The following is an 18,644-nucleotide window of genomic DNA, read 5'->3' on the forward strand; positions in this document are numbered from 1 at the left end:
GACAGGCTGGAAGCCTATCCCATATCTATCCCAGTCGATCGGTGGCGACGTGGTACTGTGGGTCTTCGGAGAGATTGACTTCCACCAGATCGCCGGCTTTGTCCAGCAACCCGCGGCACTCGTCGCTCAGATGGGTCAGGTGCAATCGTTTGCCCGCCGATTCGTACTTCTCTGCCAGCACGTTGATCGCTTCCAGGCCCGACTGGTCGTAGACACGGGTGTAGTAAAAGTCGATCACCACGTCTTCGGGGTCTTGCTGGACGTCGAACAACTCTTTGAAGGAGGTCGCCGACGCGAAGAACAGCGGGCCGTGCAACTGGTAGATCTTGCTGCCGTGTTCATTGATTTTGGTTTCCGCCCCGAGGTGCGTGGCGTGCGTCCAAGCGAACACACAGGCCGAAACGATCACACCCAGGATCACGGCGGTGGCCAAGTCGTGCATGATGACCGTGTATCCGGCGACCAAGACCATGACCGCAAAGTCGGCCTTGGGGACACGTCGCACCATCTTCAACGACGCCCATTCGAATGTTCCGATCACGACCATGAACATCACGCCCACCAGCGCGGCCATCGGGATCTGTTCGATCCAGGGGGCCAGGAACAGGATGAACGCCAACAAGCAGACTGCCGCGGTGATCCCGCTCAATCGCCCGCGTCCACCGGAATTGACGTTGATCAGCGACTGGCCGATCATCGCACATCCGCCCATGCCGCCGAACAGTCCGCAGATGATATTTGCGGCCCCTTGCCCGACACACTCGCGGTTTCCACGCCCACGCGTTTCGGTGATCTCATCGATTAAAGTCAGTGTCATCAGCGATTCAATCAAGCCGACGCCTGCCAGGGTCAATGAGAACGGCAGGATGATCCACAGCGTTTCCATCGTCATCGGTGGAACGGTGTATTGCAGGAAAAACGGCATCGGCAAACCACCGCTGATCGACGATGCTTCTTCCGTCGGGGCCACCTCTGCGGGCTCGGTCGCCGGATCGCGCAGCACCGGGCCGACCACGGTATCGTTTCGGAAGCTGACGTTGCGAAGCTCGGCCAACAGTTCCTCGGAAGCGACGTTGGTCGGATCGTCTTGTCGTGCTTCGGCGATTTGGCTGGCCTTCAGGTTTGTCTTCAGCATGTCGCCGACGGTTGCGACGGCGTTGGGGGTCAGCTCGTCGCCCGAGATGACGCCGCTGCGATTGATCGCCACCGAGATCAGCGTCACCGACAGAATCGCCACCAGCGACGCCGGCAAGGCTCGGGTCAGTTTCGGCAGCAGGTAAATGATCAGCATCGTGACCGCAACCAGCGCCAGCATGACGTACAGCCGCGGGCCGGTCAGATAAACCAAGTCGCCGGTCGACAGGTCCAAGGTTTTAAAACTGCCCAGTTGTGCCATGCCGATCACAATCGCCAAACCGTTGACGAAACCCAGCATGACGGAGTGGGGCACCATGCGAATCAATTTCCCCAGACGGGCGATCCCCACGGTGATTTGAAACAGACCGCAAAGGATCACGGCCGGAAACAGATACTCCACGCCATGCATCGCGACCAACGCCACGACCACGACGGCCATCGCGCCGGTGGCACCGGAGATCATCCCAGGGCGGCCGCCGAAGGCGGCGGTGATCAATCCGATGAAGAATGCCGAATACAATCCGATCAGGGGGGAGACGCCGGCGACGAACGCAAACGCGACCGCCTCGGGGACAAGCGCGAGCGCAACCGTCAATCCGGACAGTAAGTCGTCTTTTGCGTTCGCAGTTCTAGCACGGAAGAAATTCAGCATTCAAGCAATCTAGGGCAGAGATAGAGCGATCAAAAAAGAAACAACGGCGAATCCTAGTGTGCATCGCCACGCGGTCAAGAAAGGTTTCAACATCGTGGGGGAGACCAAATCAAGGCCGAATCATCACATTCGCTGGTGAGGTGAAAATCTGCCACCTACCCGCTACGCTAGGTCGGTGCCGGGCGTCGCAATTCGTGCGCGATCAGACGCAGGCGATGATAAAAAAGTCAAAAAATATTTCGCCCCCTCGACTTGCACCGCAAAAATGATCGCTTTCCGGCGACGAACCACCTCGACCGTTCCTGCCCGTGTCCCTCCGCCCTGCGACAACAGGGGGACATCCTTGTTGCGCACCAGATCGGGGCGCAAGGGAGGTCAAATGGGCCGCGCCGCTGTCGCCCCGGCGACGAACACGCGTTGGAATTTGGAACGTAGTCTCATTCGGGGGGCCATCCTCTTTCTACTGACGCTTGGGGTGGCGGGGACGGTGATCGGTGGACGCATGACCGATGACGCCGCCAGCGATGTGGTTGAATCATTGCTGGCCGCCGGCCGATTGGAGGAGGCCGAGTGGAGTTGTCGTCACGAGCTGCGTCACCATCCCGAAGGCCAACTGCCGCACGCAAGGTGGTCGGCACGGCTTGCGATGGTACTGGCCGAGAAAAACGCAACGGCGATCTTCAACGGCAAACCATCGGACCTCATCGAGCGACTTGACCCCGCGATCGCCTCGGCCGGCCAGCCCGTCGAGCAACTGCGGTCCCGCTACCCGGAGGCCCTTTGGGATGTGTTCTTGCAATCCGCCCAACTAGCGGTGCGTCAGCGGGTCTTGCGGGCAGCCATCATCGTTACTTCGGTCTCGCCCCCCGATCCAGAAACGACCAACGCACTGCTTTCCAAACTCTCGCGGTTGCAGTTGCAGACGGGCGAGTTGCATCAAGCGGCAAGTCGCCAATGGAGTGCAAGCGCCAGCGATTTCAGCGGAGCGGCCAACGAGTCAGACGGTCTTTCGGCCGATCAATACCTTCGCCTGATGCAGGAACTGTCGCTCCAGCGTGTTTCGGTCGCCTTGATGCAGTGCGAATTATTTCCCAAGGATTCCACGGACTACCGAGCCGCCGGTGCCGATGCCGCACTGGTTGCGGAAGAAGCAATTCTAGCGCTCGCCGACGGTTCCGACGCCAAGCGGATCGCCAGGGGACTGCGCGCCGAAGCACTGCTGCGGAGCGGAGCGATCGCGGCCGCCGGCGAAATCATCGACGATGTTCAGGACCAACCCGGGGCTCCGCTGTCACCGCGATGGATCGCATTGCGGGTTCGGCTGCAACTTGCCCAGCGGAACGTGTCGGCCGCTCGCGCGATTTGCGATGCGTTCTACCGGTCGACCGATCCGGCGGCCTCCGCGGCCGAAGGGCTGGAGATGGACTTCGCAAAACTCGAGCTGCTGCTGGCGGATTCGAAAAACGACGGTGCCATCGCCGATTGGATCGACCAGATCGAGCGTCGTGGCGGCGCCTTTGCCCGCCGTCGCGCGGAATCGATTGCGATCGAACGTTTGCGAAACGACACGTCACCCTCCGGGACCGACGCCCCACGCCGGATGAGCCCCGCGCTGATTGCCGCCCAAGGCGAGGACTGGCTGCGTCGCGGTGACCCTCGGCAAGCGACGGTGCTGTTGCGAGCCGCCGCGCTGGCCGAACCGAGTCCCGACGATGCGTTTGAATACGCGGCCAAGAGCGCCGCCGCATCGATCGCGGCGAAGGACTCCCCCGAAGCGATCGAGGTGCTCCGGCGGGTCGCTCAAAAACATGCCGCACACGAAAACGCCCACACGTTGATGATGCAAGCCGCGTTGCTGGCTTCCAAACCGTTCGCCGGCATTGACGATCCCAAGGTTCGACTCGCCTTGCTCGAAGACCTGCTCAAGGACGTCTCGCAAACCTGGCCGACCCGAGACGCGGCGGTCAAAGCGAACGCATGGTTGTGTCGAATCCTGGTGCAATCGGGACGTCAGGAACAGGCGGCGCGCGACGCGTTGGAGTTGCTGACGCTCGGCAAGCAAGTCGATCAAGTCGAGCCCACGATGTCGTTGTGGTTTGATTACTTATCGAGTCTTGAACCGGACCGAGCCACCGACGAAATCCGTTCACTCGCCGCCACGCTCGGTGAACTGGCCGCCGAAAACGACACGCTCGCCGAGCCGATCCACCGAGTGGCCATTTTGCTATTCGATCGACCGCAAATGGCGTTTGATTCGTCCGCGTTGGTCGGCGCGGATCCTTCGACCGAGTTCTTGAGACAGCTGAAACGGTTCCGCGCCAGCGGCGGAGGTGGCGGGGCCGCGATCGCGACCAAGGGTGTCGAGAACACGCTGTTGACGCGGGCGCGTTGGAGACTGGAACGCGACGCAATGCTCGATGCGACGACCCAACGTGCGATCGGAACCGAGCTGTTGAGCTGGCCGGATGCGAACGAGTGGCAATCGGCCACCGCACAGTTTTGGAGCGACCGAGACGAAGCATCGATCGAAGCGATCAAGCGACTGGCGTTTGCTGCCGATCCGAAACCTCCGGCACTGCGCCGAGCAATGCAACTGTTGGCCGCAAGTGATTCCGAGGCGGCCAAGCGATCGGCGATCGAACTGGCCGATCGATTGGCCGCAACGATGAAGATCGGAAGCCGAGACTGGTACGGCGCAAAGTCACAAGCGATCCAGTGGTTGGTCGAAATCGGTGATCAAGAGCAAGCGACCAAGCGAGCCCGGTACGTGTTGCTGATGCACCGACCCGGTGATGACGAGCTTCGTCAACGATTCGAATCGTTGGCGGAGAACTAAGTGGAAGGGTGACGCACGCTGGTGTTCAGGCTTTAGCCGCGCGGGGGCGCTGCTACGCAGCGAGGGGAGTCGCCTAAAGGCTAAACACCAACGTGCGCGGGTGGGGTAGACTGTTGGTTCCCACGTGCCCGCTTTATTCCCCAGCCTCTGAATCGGTCATGCCCGCAAAACACCCCCGAAGAACCTTCGTCGCTGCCGGTGCGGCGGCGATCGCCGCTCCGGCCATCCTGACATCCAAACGATCTGCCGCCCAAGGCGTCATCGGCAGCGGCGACTATCAGTTTCGATGCCAACACCACTGGCCGCAGTTGCCGGACAAGTACCACTGGCAAATCACACACAACGTCACGATGGACGATGAGAATCGTTTATACGTGATCCATGAAGGCGAGGTGGACAAACCCGATCACCCGTCGATCTTTGTGTTCGATGATGAAGGGCGATTCGTCAAAGCGTTCGGCCAACAGTTCCAAGGCGGCGGTCACGGGTTGGACATTCGAGTCGAAGACGGCACACCGTACCTGTACGTCAGCGGCTACCAACACCTCAAGACGATTGCAAAACTGACGCTCAACGGAGAGGTGGTTTGGCAGAAGTATGCGCCGATGAAATCAAATCGCTATGCCGACGGGGAAGCCAGCAATCCCAAGAAGATCTGGGGGCGTGATCGGTTCATGCCGACCAACTTTGCCTTTCTGCCCGACGGCGACTTCTTGTTGGCCGATGGTTATGGGGCATACTGTATCCATCGATACGACGCCGATGGCAATTGGAAGGGGCACTTCGGCGGTGCGGGCAATGGACAGGGCACGTTCAATCTGCCGCACGGAATCTGGGTGGACGATCGCGAGGGCATTGATTCACGCATCGTCGTGGCCGACCGCGCCCATCACACGCTGCAAGTGTTCGACATGGACCGGCAATACACGCGGACCATCGAAGGGTTCGGTTTGCCCGCTAACGTGGACACCCACGGCGAATTGATGCTGGTCCCGGAATTGGTCGCCAGGGTTTCCCTGTTGGATCTGAAGGACCAGACGGTGGCGACGCTGGGTGACGATCGCGAGCGGGTTTCGGCGGACAAGAAGCGATCGATTCGAGCCGACGAGTCGCGTTGGCAAGAGGGCAAATTCGTTCATCCGCACGACGCCTGTTTCGACCACAACGGCGACATCATCGTGGCCGAATGGGTCGCCACCGGACGGGTGACGAAGCTGACCCGGGTGTAGAACGTAGCCGACGGGGCTTACTTGAATCTCACGGACGCGCTGAATTCTTCGCCTCTCTGGCGGAGCGGATGTCCTCCCCCAGCGCGGCCGGCATCTTCAAACTGCTCGCCAGCGTCCATCGAAATGATGCCATTTGATGTCTGTGTATTGACGTTGCGGGGCTCGCGACGACTCTCTAAAGGTGCTGCAATCGAAGCCCGCGTCGCGTGCCTGCGGACAGAGGTTTCGAGAGTCATATCCATGTCTTCTGGGGAAGCATGTGAGGCGAAGACGGGGGGCTAGTCAATTTGGTGGACGCATCCGGCAGGAACGTGACGTAGTGTTTCCATCGGTTAGCCACGAGCCGTCGTATCCACTGCGAACGACGCGTTTCCTTCTCTTCTCCGCTCTTCCCCCTCCACTGACCGGCACCTACTATGCGAACACCTGACCGAAGCTCTGCACGGAATCGACGAGTACGAGCATTTCTCCGACGTCGCCACCAGATTCAAGTGTTGGAGAAACGCATGGTTCTCAGTGCCATGTCGGTCGTCGAAAGCCACGATCACGATCACGACTCGGGCTATCACGAGGACGCGTTGGGAAATGCGTATCATGCGCTTCCGTTACCGGCCGGCGAAGTGGAAGCCGCGACAAGTGGTTCCGGCGAACCGGTCGGCGCCGCGGCGACCCTGGAAGACACGTTTCGGTTGCACAGCAACCCCGGTGCAGCACACACCATCTTTCTGGATTTTGATGGACACACGACCTCGGGGACATCGTGGAACAGTTTCAATGGTGGCGCGGACATCGTGACGCCCGCGTTTAGCTTTTCCGGCGACGCGTCGTTTGAGGATACGGAACTGTCGCGGATTCATGCGATCTGGCAGCGCGTCGCGGAGGACTTTCTTCCCTTTGATGTCGATGTGACGACCGAAGAGCCTTCGATCGACCGTCTGATTCGCAGCGGATCGGGCGATTCGGCGTGGGGTGTCCGGGTCGTCGTCGGGGGCAATGGATCATGGTACGGCAATGCTGGCGGCGTCGCGTATCTGGGGTCATTCAATTGGAACAGCGACACACCCGTGTTTGCCTTTGAAGACGCTTTGGGCAACGGCAATGAAAAATACACCGCCGAAGCGATCACCCACGAAGCCGGTCATGCACTGGGGTTGAACCATGACGGTCGCACGTCACCCTCGGAGGGTTATTACCAAGGACACGGTAGCGGCGCGAGCGGATGGGCGCCGATCATGGGCGTGGGGTATTACAAGGAATTGACCCAGTGGAGTCGCGGCGAATACGCCTACGCAAGCAACGCGGAAGATGACCTTGCGATCATCACCGGAAACAATGGATTCGGTTATCGCGCCGATGATCATGGGGATACGTTGGCGACTGCATCGGTATTGTCCGCTGATCAGGGCGCGGTGGTTCAGGCGGGGATCGTCGAACGCAATGACGACGACGATCTGTTCACGTTTTTGACCGATGCGGGGACGGTCAGCTTTGATGTCACGCCCTTTGAACGTGGGCCGAATTTAGACATCTACGCGGCGCTGCTCGATGCAACCGGGGCATTGATCGTTGCATCGAATCCGGTCGGCTCGCTCTCGGCCACCTTGTCCGCGACGTTGGCTGCCGGGCAATACTATGTTCAAGTCACAGGTGCCGGTCAGGGCGACCCGCTGGCGACCGGCTACACCGATTACGGCAGCCTGGGTGCGTACACCATCAATGGTTCGATCCAGCAAACCAATGCGGGATATGTCAGCATCGACGCGGTCGGCGCGGATCATGCCGAAGGCGACTCGGGGACGAAGTCATTTACGTTTCAGGTGACGCGGAGCGGCGATACGTCGTCCGCAGCCGATGTGACCTGGTCGGTCAGCGGCAGCGGATCGTCCGCTACCAACGCAGCGGACTTCGTCGGCGGTGTGCTGCCCGGCGGTGTGCTCGCGTTCGCTGCGGGCGAAACCGCGAAAACGATTTCCGTCGAGGTCTCCGGAGACACGGACTTTGAGACCGATGAGACGTTTAGGGTCACGCTGTCCGACGCGACGGCGGGAACGCTGATTGCCACCGCGACCGCCGAGGGAATGATTCGCAATGACGACGCCGCACCCGCGACGCCCGGCATCACGGTCACACCGACCTCGGGTTTGACGACCAGCGAAACCGGAGGCACTGCTGCGTTCAGCATCGTGCTCGATTCCGCACCCACGGCCGACGTCACGATTTCTCTCTCGTCGAGCGATTCCGGTGAAGGCATCGTCGATCAAACCGCGTTGACGTTCACGCCGGACAACTGGGACAGCGCACAAATCGTCACGGTCACGGGAGTCGATGATACCGTTCGCGACCGCAACGTTTCGTACGTGATTCAAACCGGGGCCGCGCAAAGCAGTGACGTCGCGTATGACGGAATGGATGCCGATGACGTCCAGGTGACCAACCAGGACAACGAAAAGGGCAAAGGCGGCAGCGGCAGCGGGGATGACGGCGGCGGGGGCAAAGGCGGCGGGAAAGGCAAGAAGAAAACGCCCGCTTCCGCAGCGACGATCGAAGTCGTTGTCCAGTTCGAGTTTCTCAAGTCAACTGATGAATCGGACTACCAAACCGTTTCCCCTGAACAATTGACTCCCTGTCTTGGTGGACACTTGAAGCCATCGGTGATCCACGTTGCGCATTTCGATGAACAGAGTCTGACGCGGAGTAGCGATGATTCAACCGAATTCAAAGCAAATGCGAAATCGAACCCTACGGAGGCGAGCTTGTCAAAAAACGCGCTCGATGGGTTGTGGTCAGTCATCGGACGCGATTTGAGCAGCCGATGAGGTGAATTGCCTTAGCGCGTCGCGACGTCCTTCCTGTTGCGTCACGATTTCCAGGGTGAGTGCGCGCAAGCGAACATGGTGTCAATCATCGAACTCTCATTCGGCGGCGCGTCACCAATCCACAGATACCCAATAAACCATAAACCATCATTGAGGTTGGTTCGGGGACTGGTCCCGGGATTGGTGGTGGAACGAGAGTAGTTGACTGACCCCAAATTTGGAAACCAGAGATTCCTTTCGGGTCCTTGGTTAAATCAGGATTTCCGTTTTGGTCGATATGCGGGAAAACGACATTTGAAAAATTGATGTCCATCTGCCCGTCCCAGCCAAGTGCTAAATTGCCAAAGGCATTCGACAGGTCCCAAACCACGAAACCAGCCGCCCCGTCTTTCAGGACTGCCCACAATGGCTGCGTTGGATCAGCAACCGGTGAGCCACCATTCCATCGAAGCGTACCACTGATCCAGTCACCCCCGCTGACAACCTTGTTTACTACGTCGTAATTGCTACTCAAAGAACCAGATTCGGTACCGTCGTTCTTGTACAACAGTGATCCGATATCGCTTAACACCGCGTTCAAGTAAGCGGAATCCTTCCCGCTCGCTGGCGTCGTGTCGTAGTTTATCGCGTCTAAAATAATCTGCTCTGCCCCTGAGCCAACAGGAGTGCCGGGGACGATATCAGGCTGCACTCCCGTTGCGCCTGGCGGATCGATCATATTAGTGTTGTCGAGAGTGATGACTCCCGCCGACGCAGACGAGATAACTCCAAAGACGAGAAGCAATCCGACCGCACACGACTTGCATCCAACAACCAATGGATGAGCAACACAAATACTTTGTATGCTGGAACACACCGTTCCGATTGATGCTACCTTTCCCATTTTAGTTTCCCTGATATACCCGTGAAGTTCGATTTGTTACCGGAGCCAATGTCGGTAATAGGTCAATGGGAATCTTTCTCAACGTGTTTGGTATCGGTTCGGGAAGTCGCAGCCATTTTGGGCGAGATGGAAACCGCGATACATGGAGTCTCAACTCGGATCGTTGCCCCGTGGTGAGGGCAATCTGCTGAGCGGCATATTTCCGCACCGTCATCGACCACGTTACGCTAAGAGAATCAGTCTCCAGAACGACTGAAGGGGCGTGCCCGTGATCCGGCATCCATCCCGATGTCTTCGGCCTTTCAGAGTCCAAGCCGATTTCGATCTTGCAGTTTGAGCCAACCACACCTGCAATTGCTTGGTTAGAGCAAAGCAAGAAAACGATTAGCGTTGGGAGAAAAAGAAGTGATCGCACAACTCACCGTTAAAATCGACGGTTTGCTCGATTATGCCTCTACATCATGGTTAGAGACAGGGGGACCAAAGTTCTTCAGGGGCGTCCAACCACTGTTCTCCAGGAGGAGAAGGCTACTGGCCAATACTTAATGTAGGGGTGGGGCCACGCCAAGACAACTGTCTAGGTGGATATTTTTGTACATTTTCTCGCCAATCGCATCATTGCTCCTTTTGACCCTGAGCACTTGGGTTTCCTGTGTTGCCTGGTCTCTCTATCCCCCCCCAGGCTTGGCTGCCTGTTGCGCTGCAGTGCTCAAGCCCAGTGATCTATCTCGGCGGAGAATCTCACGGATGGCTACTTCGATGTCGCTCCGCTAATTCCGGCCGGTTTCGGATTCGATCATGGTCAGCAGTTGTTCGACGTCGACGGGTTTGGCGCAGACGGCGTTGACGATTTGGTCGCCGAGTTCTTCGTAGGCGTCGGCGGCGGTTTTCTGGTCGCCGCTGACGATGATCGTGCGGGCCTGGGGGATCGCGCGGTGGATGCGGCGGATCACCTTGCGGCCGTCGCCGCTGCCGAGTTTCAAGTCGACGATCGCGACCTGATACTTCGAATCGGCGGCTTGGGAAATCCCTTCGGCTTCACTGTGGGCCAGTGCGACGCGAAAGTGCTTGAGATTCAAGATCTGCCACAGCGACTGACAGAAGTCTTCGTCGTCATCGACCACCAAGACGATCGGCGCGGTGGCGGCGCGGGAGAGTTTTTCCAACAGATCAGGGATGTCGACGGGTTTTCGAAGCACGTCCCAGGTCCCGGCGTTTTTTGCCTGCTGGGCACCGTCGCTGCCGGCCCAGGCGGTGATCATGATCGCGGCGACCGACGGTTGCAGTTTTTTAATCTCGCGATAAAGCGAGGCGCCGTCCATGCCGGGCATCTGATAATCCAACAGCACCACATCGAAACGGCTTTCGCGGATGCAGCGAAGTGCCGCCGCACCGTCTTCGGCCGTGGTGGTTTGGTAGCCCAGGTCGCTGAGGATATCGGCAAAATTGGATCGAATATCGGCGTCATCATCGACGATCAATACCCGCGAACCCCGCTCGTTCATGGTGTCTGTTCCGTTGAATATGGTTTCAGGTGGACCGAAAATGTGGTCCCCTTGCCGACTTCGCTTTCGACTTCCAGTCGACCGTGGTTTTTTTTGAGGATCGCAACCGAAATCGCCAACCCCAGCCCCATCCCGCGCGCTTTGGTCGAAAACAGTGGTTCAACCACCCGCGCCAGATCGTCCGGTTGGATCCCGACGCCGGTGTCGGACACGTGCACCACGACGTCGTCCGAATCGGCCTGTCCGGTCAACCGAATCATTCCACCATCGGGCATCGCGTCGCGTGCATTGCGGAGCAGGTTGCGAAAGACAATGGAAACTTGATTGGGATCGATGCCGGCTTGCAAACCGGTCTCGGGCAGATCCAATTCGACTTGGATGTTTCGAGGCATCGAAATCGAGGAGACGATCTTTCGGAGCAATTCGTTGACATCGCAGGAGACCATCGCCGGTTCGGGCATTCGCGCGATATCCGAGAGCGCCGTGATCACATTGTCGATCAACGAGACCTGTCGATCAATCCTCTCCAGATGTTCAGCGACTTTTTCGGGCGACGGGTTTTGGACATTGCGCAGATAGTAGACCGAGGTGCGGACGGCATTGAGCGGATTGCGGATCTCGTGCGCGATGCCTCCGGAAACCTGGCCCAGGGTGGCCAGTCGTTCGGATTTCAGCAGGTCCGCCTGTGCCGTTCGCAGTTCGGACGTTCGCTCTTGGACGCGTTGTTCCAGTTGTTCATTCGCCTGGGCCAATTGGTTTTGAACGTGCTTCAGATCGGTGATGTCACGGACGATCCCGGCGAACAAGGTTTGATCGCCGAGGGTCATCTCGCTAACGGCCAAGTGCATCGGAAAGGTCGAACCGTCTTTGCGTTTGCCGACCACTTCGCGGCCGACGCCGATGATCTTTGCTTCGCCGGTCTTGAGGTAATTGCTCAGGTAGCCGTCATGTTGCTCCCGGAAGGGGCTGGGCATCAACATGTTGACATTTTTTCCTAACATCTCCTCTTTAGAAAATCCAAACAGCGTGCTGGTCGCCGGATTGACGGTTTGGATGGTCCCCCGGCTATCGATGACGATGATGGCATCGACCGCGGCTTCCAAAATCGCCAACAGCACGGCTTTGTCTTGACTATGCATCCGACCTTCCTGGTTGATTCCTGCGGTTACGGATAAATCTCGACGTCGCAGGGTTTTTCACGCGGCAGCTGGATCTCAAAGACCGCACCGGTGGATGAGGTGCGGGCCGAGATGGCGCCGCGGTGTGCTTCAATAATCCGTTGACAGATCGACAGGCCCAATCCGGTGCCGCTTTGCTTGGTGGTGAAGAACGGTTCAAAAAGCTTCTCCAATTGCTCGGCGGACATTCCCGGCCCATTGTCCTGGACCGTCAACGAGATGTGTCCGTCCTGGCAGACACATTCCAATTCGATTCGGACCGGATCGTGGCAGGCGGCCAACGCGTTTTCGAACAGGTTTCGAAACACCTGTTCCATCCGCAGCGTGTCGACTTCGACTTCGACGTCGCAGGCTTCGATTTCTTCGACCAGTTGGACGTCACGGCTGGTATGGGACGCGGCGAGGTTGTCCCAGGCCCGCCGCCAGATTTCACACAATCGAATGCGTGTGGGACGCATCTGAATGGGGGCGGCGAACGACCGCACCTCCTCCAGCAGGCACTTCAGGTCCTCGGTGGCGCGCTGGATGGCGTTGAGGTCATGGAGGGCATGTTGGTTGCCGGCGAGTTCCAAGCCCAACATTTCTCCGGCCGCCTGAATCCGTTGCAGCGCGTTGCGACTTTCGTGCGCCAATGCGGTCATCGTTTGCCCGATCGCGGCGAGTCGTTCAGCCTGCAGGGCCCGCGTTTGGGCGGCGGTCAGGTCGCTGATGTCGACACCGACGGCCAAGACCGACGTCACGTCGCCCCGGTGGTCCTTGAGCGTCGTGTTGGACCATCGCACGGGAAAGCGTCGGCCGTCTTTTCCGACGACCGCGTTGACCACGCCGCGGGTGCGGACATCGTGGGCGGTCCGAAAGAAGATTTCTTTGACCCGTTCCCGTTCCTCCGCGGCGATGCAGGCTTCGAACCAGTCCTTGCCACGCAGGTCCTCCGGAGTCCAACCGGTCAGCTGTTCCAAGTAGGGATTCAGTTGAATCACGTTGCCGTCCAGGTCCAAGACCAGCACAATCGCCTCGGCCGTTTCGAGCACCAATTCGGCAAACGCATGCTCTTTGGCCAACTCGGCCTCCAGCCGCTTTTTGTCCGCGATCCGCCGCACCGTGCTGCGCAAGTCATCCGGGATGATGGGCTTGATCACATAGTCGGTCACTCCCATCCGGAACGCCGTGATCGTGCTCTGCATGTCGGCAAACCCGGTGATCACGATGATGTCGGAGTCCCGGACCGACTGGATCAATTCCGGCAATAAATCCTCAATCAGCCCGTCGGGCAACTTGCGGTCGGAAATGACAATTTGAAATCCCGCCCGGTCGGCTTCGACTTTGGCTTCGGCCAACGAACAGGCTCCGACCACGTGGTGTCCGTCCAGTTCCAGGATATCGCAGAGGTTGGTGAGCGTATCAGCATCATCTTCGATAATTAGAATGCTGAGCGTTTCGTTCATGGGCGCCGGCGACGGAAAAGAAGCGACATCATCTGGATTCTTTTGACGCTGCATCGTACACCGAAGCGAGGCCCCATTTCCAGGGTGTGCCCGCAGCGACCGCTGCTCGGAACGTCGATTGAGCAAGTGATAAATCTGTTGTAGTGGACGAGGCGACGAGTCCATTCGGATTGACCGCTGCGAGGACTCCTCGCGTCATCGACTACCGAAGACTGGAAGGTTCAAACGAACCGGAATACTAGTGATCCACCTCAATCTGGTTGCAAATCTGCATCCCGATCGCGACCGGCAACAGTGATTCTTGCGCCAGTTGCTTTTGGTAGAAACTGGAAACGCGACCACACAGAACGATCCGCCCGTCTTGGACCTCGACGTCAACCTGTCGCAGTTCGGCCGACCCGGATTGCGCCAGGATTTCGCGAAAGTAGGCGTCTTTGTGCGGGGCATCACTGTGCGGGGCATCACTGTGCTGGGCATCACCGGATTCCACGGCAGGGGTTGGCGTTGAATCGGCGATGCCGCCCGGCGCAGCAGCCTGGTCGTCTTCATCACCCCTGGCCAAGACCTCCGTTGCCGCCGTGATTGAATCCAGATTGCTGTTGGGAAGGGTCGACATCACTCTTCACTCCTTCGGCATGAGTTGGCCGATGACCGCATGCCGTTGAGAAACCACGATTCGCCATAAAAGTCAAAATCCACACTCTGCGAAACGCGTGCCTACTTGACAAATTCCCAACTTTTCATCCGAACTTCACGCGCAGAAAATTTCAACTTTGCCGTCGTTCGGCACTCTGCGTGCTCGGTGGGGGTCTGTTCACGAGACCTCCAACGCGGCATTTTCAATCATGAATGCAATCGCAAAACTCTTTTCTGACTCGTCGCTCACGCGTCAAGTGATGGAATTTTCCCCAACGGCGGTCGTGGTGGCGAACGATTCGGGCACCATTTTGTTTGCCAACGAGAACGTGCAAAACTGGTTCGGTTATGCGTGTTCTGAACTCACCGGATCGACGCTGGAAGGGCTGCTGCCGGAGATCGCCGGCCGTGACGAACACGCACACTCGGCGCACCCTGTGTCACATGCCACGTCTTGCCAGCGACGGGGGGGGCGCCAGCGGGCGGTTTGCAAAGATGGATCCGAAGTTGTTGTGGATGTCACTTTGGTCCCCGTGGAGGAACAATCCGAGCCGCTGCTATTGGCCAGTCTGTCCAAGTCGGAATCCGAAGCGATCGATGGAGAGCGATTGGAGTCCGAACGGCTGGACGCGATCGCCAAGATGATCAGCGGGCTGGCGCATGAAAGCCGCAACGCGTTGCAGCGGGCCGTGGCCTGTCTGGACCTGCTGGAATTGGATTTTGCCGGCGAAGACCGCCAGCTGGAACTTTCAAGAAAAATCCGCCGATCGCTCTCCGACCTGCTGTCCAATTATGACGAAGTCCGACGGTTCGCCGAACCGATCGTGCTCAGCCGCACCCCAACCCACTTGGTCCCGCTGTGCCGAGACGTGTTTATCGATCTGCGAAAACACTACCAAGCGTGGACCAACCAAATCGAATTCATCGTTGACCAACCAGAGGACGACGTCGCGCTGGTCGACCGTGGAAAGCTGGACGAGGTTTTTTACTACATCTTGGACAATGCGTTCGACCAACCGCAGGAACGGATCAAGGTCCGCATCGAGTTTAGACGGACCACGCTGGAGGGCCAACCGGCGGTGCGGATCTGCGTTCACAACGATGGGCGACCGTTTTATCCCGAAGCGCTGCAGCGCGCGTTCGAACCGTTCTACACCACCAAACAGCACGGCACGGGGTTGGGCCTTTCGATCAGCCGCCGGCTGGTCGAGGCGCACCGAGGACGCATTCAGGTCCGCAATCCGGAAAGCGGAGGCGCGGCGATTGAAATCCTGTTGCCCGTGCGGCGCGGACCGGCCGACCCCAGACGGTAACGCGCGTCGGCATCTGCCCGTTGGAGGTGAGCGATGTGGAACGAAACCGTCTCCTTCCGCCTCGCCGCAACCGCCGGGGCAAACGGTCGTGGACCACACGAGGAGTCCTGGTGGTTTGCAATCTGAATGGGCTCGTCGCCTCGTCCACTACCCGAATACCGCGCTGCGGCGGATTCCTAGTTCGCCTTGTCGACGAATCCGTTGATGGTGATTTCGGTCGTCCCGAGGCCGTGTTGGTAACGCGGGTACAGCAGTTCCTCCGGCAGCTCTAATTCGTCGAACAGGTCATAGGAGGCCCGAGATGATTTCTGCAATTCCGCGCCGAGTGATCCGCCTTCTTTGAATGACACAAACGATGGCACGCCGCCGTACTGTGTGCCCCAGGCGTATTGATCTTGGTATCGGATTTCCACTTTTTGGATCCAGGGCGTCACCGTGTGCTCTTCGGTCGCGCTGCCGCCGGCACGTCCGAACGACGTCAACTGGTACGTGCGTTTGACCGGATCGCCTGGACCGGCCGAACCAGACAGGATGACTTCCGAACCGGGGTCTTCGCGGAAACCTCGCATCGTTGCGGCGCGTCGAAGACCCTGGGCGATCCGCGCATCCCCGCTCGCTTCGATTCGGACGCCGACACCGGGTTTGAGCATCACCAACGAATCGGGGTCGACCTTCTTCATCAATTCGATCGCGTCGTCGTGGGGCACGGTTGCGACGCCGACCAGGGCATGAGATTGTCCGGAGACGTTGGTGGTTGCGGCGACCAGCATTTGGCGGCCCAGCATTTGTCTCTCGGCAATCGAGACGCCTTTGCCGACGTAATTCCAGACGACCAGTTTCAGCCCCGTGCTGTAGATTTGGCTGCCGGCGGAAATCCATCCGCCGGACAACAACGTGATCGGCGTTGCCGGTCCGACAGCCAGCCCGCCTTGGCGAAGCGTCGTGGCAGCGCCGCCTTCCAATAGGTCCCAGATGGAAATCCCGCCGCCGCTGACCGTCAACAGGTGGCGGCCGTCTTGGCTGAACCCGACACCGCTGCCGTAGGTCCGCCCGCCGCCTTTGTAGGCCAATTGTTGTCCGCTTTCGAGTTCGAACAATCCGACGCCGCCGCTGTTGTCCATCACGGCAAAGTACTGCTCGCTGGGGTGCAGATAGAAACGGTTCTCGTGAACGCCCGAAATCGAATAGACGATTTCTCGCGTCGCAAAATCGTACAGCGACACCGAGGCGTCGTTGCCCAACAGCAACCGGCTGCCGCCGATCAGTTTGGCCATGTATTTCGAACGCCCGCCAAAGGACCCTTTGGATTCCGGGATCTCCCAGCTCGCTTCTGCCCGCGCACTCGTTTCGCCCACACCGACGCGATAGGTGCAAAACCGAATCGGCTGGCCCCAATACCCGCCCACCTGGACACTCAATAGTCGAGACTGCTGGGGCGAATAGTCGACGATCCGCTCGTCATCCAAAAAAACCGGTCCGTCGATCGCCGATTTTGTTTTGGGGCTGGCCCAATAGAGCCGGGTCTGGCCGCCGTATCGACTGCTGTTCTTGGAGAACGCGCCGACGGCAACCCATTGTGATTCACCTCCGATCGGGATTGCCGCGGAAATCGAATCACTTTTGGAGATTGCAAACCCCGTTCCGCCGGTCCCGAAAACGGGACGCTCGATCGGCGATGCGGAAATCGTCACTTGATCCAGATCCGCTGCCGATGCGGCCAGTTGCAGCTGCCGGCGGGGCGGTTTGAAATCGAAGTTTCGCGGTCGCGGCGTGATGATCGGCGTTTCGGACAGCAACCGCCGCAGGTTCGGATTCAGTTTCGAAATCTCGACGCGGGTGTCCGTCCCGTCCTCCTTGCGGATCGTCACATGGGTTTCATCGCGGCTGATGAAACGAGCGATCACGGTGAAGCTGCCCGAGGCATCGGACCACTCGCGCCAGCGTCCTTCTCCGTTGGGAAAGCGAATGTCGGTCAGCTTGATGCGTTCGGTCAACTCGCGGCCATACCGTTTAAACTGCGCTTCAACTTCCCCGATCAAGACTTTGGTGACCACCGCGTCGTACCACTGGAACCAATACTTGACTTGGATTTGGTCTCCGACGCGAACGGGGTTGGCCCCGTCCATTTTGTTTTCTTCGCCCGTGACGGGCGTCTTGGCCAACAGGCTGCGCAGGTTTGGTGCCAGCAGTTCAATGGGAATGGTGACGTCCGAACCGTCCTCCTTGCGGATCGTGACTTTGTCTTGCGTCCGCGAGATGTAACGTGCGACGACCTTGAACTTCTCCGACGCGTCGGTCCACAGCCGCCAGTGTCCCTCACCGTCGGGGAATCGGATCTCCTTGAGCGGAAAGGTGCCTTCGCGTTTGAACGAACCATAGTCGTAGGCGACTTCGACTTGGCCCGGCAGGACACGGTTGATCACGCCGGGGTACCATTTCGAAAAATATTGGACCTCGATTTGGTCTCCGACGCGCACCGGATTGGCGCCGTCGATCATGTTCTCGTTGCCGGTCACGGGGACCTTCAACACTTGTTTCCGCAGATCCGACGCAAGTTTGTCGATCGGGATCTCCAATTCCGACCCATCGGCCTTGCGGATTTTGACCTGGGATTCGGTGCGAGAAAGATAGCGGGCTTGGACACTGAACTTTCCCGAGCTGTCTCTCCAAACCAGCCAGGCTCCTTCGCCGTTGGGAAAACGCGTGTCGTCCAACGAAAACTCCCCGGTCGTCTTCCGTCCGCTGCGCTCGTACTCGGCCGTCACCGTGCCGGTAGCGTAGGACAGCACGGTGGCCGGATACCAAGTCCGTAGCCAACGCACCTCGACCTGATCCCCCTGGCGGACCGGCGCGATCGTCTCGGCCGGGCGTTGGGCGAAGAGGGCGGCGGGCGACAATGCCAGAAGAAGCACACAGAACGTTGCTCGCGGAGCAACCGTGGAACACATCGGTTTCATCGAATTCAGCGGGCGGCCGGAGAGACGAGATCAGGGGAGAACTGCTTAAAGATACTC

11 protein-coding genes are annotated in these 18,644 nt (G+C 58.9%); 4 read left to right on the forward strand and 7 right to left on the reverse strand.

All coding sequences use genetic code 11. The features are described from left to right. Positions 1-25 precede the first annotated feature (25 nt). Complete coding sequence (locus tag H1B37_RS25275; RefSeq protein ID WP_182870060.1) at positions 26-1,789, reverse strand: SulP family inorganic anion transporter; 1,764 nt, start codon at positions 1,787-1,789, stop codon at positions 26-28. Positions 1,790-2,168: 379 nt separating this feature from the next. Between H1B37_RS25275 and H1B37_RS25280 the strand changes: the two genes are divergently transcribed. The 3 genes from H1B37_RS25280 to H1B37_RS33440 all read left to right on the forward strand — a co-directional run bounded on the left by H1B37_RS25280 (position 2,169) and on the right by H1B37_RS33440 (position 8,670). Next, positions 2,169-4,625, forward strand: a complete 2,457-nt coding sequence (locus H1B37_RS25280; RefSeq protein ID WP_182870061.1) for a hypothetical protein — start codon at positions 2,169-2,171, stop codon at positions 4,623-4,625. Between the two features lie 158 nt (positions 4,626-4,783). Further along, entirely contained in the window at positions 4,784-5,854 is a 1,071-nt protein-coding gene (locus H1B37_RS25285) for an NHL repeat-containing protein (protein ID WP_182870062.1), read from the forward strand. Positions 5,855-6,360: 506 nt separating this feature from the next. Continuing rightward, a complete protein-coding gene (locus H1B37_RS33440; protein ID WP_220498365.1) occupies positions 6,361-8,670 on the forward strand; it encodes a Calx-beta domain-containing protein in 2,310 nt (769 codons plus the stop codon). A gap of 85 nt (positions 8,671-8,755) precedes the next feature. Here H1B37_RS33440 and H1B37_RS25295 read toward each other — a convergent pair whose 3' ends face one another. The 5 genes from H1B37_RS25295 to H1B37_RS25315 all read right to left on the reverse strand — a co-directional run bounded on the left by H1B37_RS25295 (position 8,756) and on the right by H1B37_RS25315 (position 14,297). After that, complete coding sequence (locus H1B37_RS25295; RefSeq protein ID WP_182870063.1) at positions 8,756-9,388, reverse strand: PEP-CTERM sorting domain-containing protein; 633 nt, start codon at positions 9,386-9,388, stop codon at positions 8,756-8,758. Between the two features lie 935 nt (positions 9,389-10,323). Then, positions 10,324-11,058 carry a response regulator gene (locus tag H1B37_RS25300; protein WP_182870064.1) on the reverse strand — a complete coding sequence of 245 codons (735 nt, stop codon included), beginning with the start codon at positions 11,056-11,058 and terminating at the stop codon, positions 10,324-10,326. After that, the gene (locus H1B37_RS25305; RefSeq protein ID WP_182870065.1) at positions 11,055-12,197 is read right to left on the reverse strand and encodes a two-component system sensor histidine kinase NtrB; all 1,143 of its coding nucleotides are present in this window, start codon (positions 12,195-12,197) and stop codon (positions 11,055-11,057) included. Before H1B37_RS25305 ends, H1B37_RS25300 begins: the two co-directional genes overlap by 4 nt. A 26-nt stretch (positions 12,198-12,223) precedes the next feature. After that, the gene (locus tag H1B37_RS25310; RefSeq protein ID WP_182870066.1) at positions 12,224-13,681 is read right to left on the reverse strand and encodes an ATP-binding protein; all 1,458 of its coding nucleotides are present in this window, start codon (positions 13,679-13,681) and stop codon (positions 12,224-12,226) included. 238 nt (positions 13,682-13,919) lie between these two features. Then, on the reverse strand, positions 13,920-14,297 hold the full coding sequence (locus H1B37_RS25315) for a BON domain-containing protein (protein WP_182870067.1): 378 nt from the start codon (positions 14,295-14,297) through the stop codon (positions 13,920-13,922). A gap of 280 nt (positions 14,298-14,577) precedes the next feature. On the opposite strand from H1B37_RS25315, the gene H1B37_RS25320 reads away from it, so the two are divergent. Then, on the forward strand, positions 14,578-15,630 hold the full coding sequence (locus H1B37_RS25320; protein WP_182870068.1) for a sensor histidine kinase: 1,053 nt from the start codon (positions 14,578-14,580) through the stop codon (positions 15,628-15,630). Between the two features lie 176 nt (positions 15,631-15,806). On the opposite strand, the gene H1B37_RS25325 is transcribed toward H1B37_RS25320, so the two are convergent. Next, the gene (locus H1B37_RS25325; protein WP_220498366.1) at positions 15,807-18,542 is read right to left on the reverse strand and encodes an SHD1 domain-containing protein; all 2,736 of its coding nucleotides are present in this window, start codon (positions 18,540-18,542) and stop codon (positions 15,807-15,809) included. Positions 18,543-18,644: the final 102 nt, after the last annotated feature.

This window comes from Stieleria mannarensis (assembly GCF_014154935.1).
GTDB lineage: Bacteria > Planctomycetota > Planctomycetia > Pirellulales > Pirellulaceae > Stieleria > Stieleria mannarensis.

What these genes read in the sequence shown, in the direction of transcription:
- H1B37_RS25275 (WP_182870060.1), bottom strand. Translation starts at nt 1,789, where the DNA reads ATGCTGAATTTCTTCCGTGCTAGAACTGCGAACGCAAAAGACGACTTA.
- H1B37_RS25305 (WP_182870065.1), bottom strand. Translation starts at nt 12,197, where the DNA reads ATGCATAGTCAAGACAAAGCCGTGCTGTTGGCGATTTTGGAAGCCGCG.
- H1B37_RS25320 (WP_182870068.1), top strand. Translation starts at nt 14,578, where the DNA reads ATGGAATTTTCCCCAACGGCGGTCGTGGTGGCGAACGATTCGGGCACC.
- H1B37_RS25300 (WP_182870064.1), bottom strand. Translation starts at nt 11,058, where the DNA reads ATGAACGAGCGGGGTTCGCGGGTATTGATCGTCGATGATGACGCCGAT.
- H1B37_RS25280 (WP_182870061.1), top strand. Translation starts at nt 2,169, where the DNA reads ATGGGCCGCGCCGCTGTCGCCCCGGCGACGAACACGCGTTGGAATTTG.
- H1B37_RS25315 (WP_182870067.1), bottom strand. Translation starts at nt 14,297, where the DNA reads ATGTCGACCCTTCCCAACAGCAATCTGGATTCAATCACGGCGGCAACG.
- H1B37_RS25310 (WP_182870066.1), bottom strand. Translation starts at nt 13,681, where the DNA reads ATGAACGAAACGCTCAGCATTCTAATTATCGAAGATGATGCTGATACG.
- H1B37_RS33440 (WP_220498365.1), top strand. Translation starts at nt 6,361, where the DNA reads ATGGTTCTCAGTGCCATGTCGGTCGTCGAAAGCCACGATCACGATCAC.
- H1B37_RS25295 (WP_182870063.1), bottom strand. Translation starts at nt 9,388, where the DNA reads ATGATCGATCCGCCAGGCGCAACGGGAGTGCAGCCTGATATCGTCCCC.
- H1B37_RS25285 (WP_182870062.1), top strand. Translation starts at nt 4,784, where the DNA reads ATGCCCGCAAAACACCCCCGAAGAACCTTCGTCGCTGCCGGTGCGGCG.